3 protein-coding genes are annotated in these 2083 nt (G+C 57.1%); 1 reads left to right on the forward strand and 2 read right to left on the reverse strand.

Annotation, left to right across the window (positions count from 1 at the left end):
- A partial coding sequence (locus ACXJ5O_RS25230) for a hypothetical protein (RefSeq protein WP_457302300.1) occupies positions 1-211 on the forward strand: 211 nt, incomplete at its 5' end.
- A 153-nt stretch (positions 212-364) separates the two neighbouring features.
- On the opposite strand, the gene ACXJ5O_RS25235 is transcribed toward ACXJ5O_RS25230, so the two are convergent.
- Both ACXJ5O_RS25235 and ACXJ5O_RS25240 read right to left on the reverse strand, forming a co-directional pair.
- Positions 365-1219, reverse strand: a complete 855-nt coding sequence (locus ACXJ5O_RS25235) for a quinoprotein dehydrogenase-associated SoxYZ-like carrier (RefSeq protein WP_457302301.1) — start codon at positions 1217-1219, stop codon at positions 365-367.
- A gap of 80 nt (positions 1220-1299) precedes the next feature.
- Positions 1300-2083: quinoprotein relay system zinc metallohydrolase 2 (locus ACXJ5O_RS25240; RefSeq protein WP_457302302.1), on the reverse strand; the 784-nt coding region annotated here is incomplete at its 5' end.

A 2083-nucleotide genomic window follows, 5' to 3' on the forward strand; every position in this document is an offset into this window, starting at 1 on the left:
GAACCGCGATATGCTGCAGCGCTGTTCCTGTTCGATCGACGTCATTGCATCCGTCGTGACCTACCCTCATTACGAAGCCGCCGAGACCTATAAACAGATGGGGCTGGTGTCCGGGGAGAATGGTGCACTGTTCCGCGAAAGTGCTCCGGCGAAAGCTTCGATCACCGAATTGAAGCGGGCACAAGCCGAAGCCGATGTCCGCTGCTTCTAGGATCAACAATTCATCTTGATGGCCATCTAGGGCGGCTTTCTCGACTTCCGGTGCTCACGAACGAGAAAGTTCGCTGCGCTCCGGCTCCTCGAAAACCACCCTACCTGACTCATCCAAATGAATTCTGGAAGGTCTTCGTGGCAGCATTTTCGCTCACAGGCTGGAGGATTCCAGCGGCCATTCGTCCTGGAATTTCTTGCCTTCGGTATCGGCAGCCTCGACCTTTACATCCTCGCCGGGCTTCGCATCGAATTCGAAGCGGAAGTTAGGGTCTTCCGAGATCGAAATACCGCCTTCCATTGACATGATCAGCCGGTCGCCCTGCGAGACGGTCAGGCCCTGGATGAAGTGCGCGGGAATATAATAGCGCGTGAGCTGATCCATCTGCAGCCCTGAATTGTTGGGGTGGCGAATCATCAGCTGCATTTCGGTTGCGCGGGTCATGGGCTCGTTGCCAGGTGTCTTGGATGTGAAGACGCGAAGCTTCATCTTGCCGAGCGAAGCTATGGCCTCGTCCTGGTTTTTCATCGCTGGTGCGGAGCAGCCGCCGGACGCCTTGACGAAGGTTTGCGTCATATGAAGTTTGCCGTCTTCGGTCTCGGCGATAGCGCGGACATAGGAATAGGCATTCACCCGAAGGCGCGTCGCCAGATGGGTGACGCCTGCGTCCTTGCCAAACTGGAACACTGCAGCGACGGGCGACGGATTTTCATCGACGATGAGGGTGACAGCCTTGATCCGGCCAGTTGCCGCATCGGTTTTGAAATGCAGATCGATGGGGACGATTGCCGCGTCCTCGGCGCGTTTCGGTGCGTCGATCGTGATGATGCCGCCCGCATCTCCGATCGGCTTTTGGCCGAATACATCGCCCTTCAAGCCATCCCACGTTTTGGTATCCGGAACGCTCGCGCTTTGCGCGCCAGCCGCGAATGGCATCGCCACTCCAACAAGCGCGAGAAAGACAAACGCAACCACCCGGCTGCGCAGTCGTATCGACTTTATCGTCATATTCTGCCTCCACCAAGAAAATTGGCGGTGCCCGGCCGTGTGTAAGTATATCACCTCGGCTGACATACTTGCAAACGGGTTCATTCCCATTCGAGTTCGGCAAAGGCGGCCGTGGCATTGCGCACATTATATTCGTCGAAGAGGCGCCAGTTGCTCCGCTCGCTTTCCGCCGCTGTTTTGACCGCCTCCGCCATGGGTACGCCATCGGCGATGGCCTTGCGAATATCGCGGGCGAGCGCATCGAAATAGTGCTCCTGCTGCTCAAGCGCCTGCGGCCACGCCGACGGAACGGGGCCATGTCCCGGTACTGCGAATTCTGCCTTGATACCTTTGAGCTCCTCCAGCTGTGCGATCCAGCCAAGCAGCGATCCATCCATCGTCGGAAGATGCTCGATGAAGCACAGATCGCCAGTGAAGAATGTGCCCGACTGTTCGTCGAAAATTGTCAAATCGTTGTCCGTATGGGCAGGTTTCCAGGCTTTCAACGTAAGCTTCCGATTACCGATATCGAGCTGTTCCTCGCCGGTGATGAGTTTCGTGGGTGGCACGATCTTTATATCGGCCATCAACTCACTACCCATCGCATCACGGTAGCTCTGCAGATAATAATCCCCGCGGGCGGTGAGGGCGCGCGGCAGATTGTGATGCCCGACAACAACCGCTCCCGTGTCCCCGAAAGCGGCGTTTCCGAAGATATGATCGGGGTGCATATGCGTGTTGATCAGGTAACGGATCGGCTTGTCCGACTTGGTGCGAATTGCAGCTATCAGGTCCCTGCCCTCAGCGACACTGCCACCRCTGTCGATCACCGCAATCGCGTCATCGCCGATGATGAAGCTGACATTGCAGATCTCGCCCTCATTC

The organism is Phyllobacterium sp. P5_D12, assembly GCF_054049495.1.

Coding starts and splice junctions, on each gene's coding strand:
- ACXJ5O_RS25235 (WP_457302301.1), bottom strand. CDS start 1,219: ATGACGATAAAGTCGATACGACTGCGCAGCCGGGTGGTTGCGTTTGTC.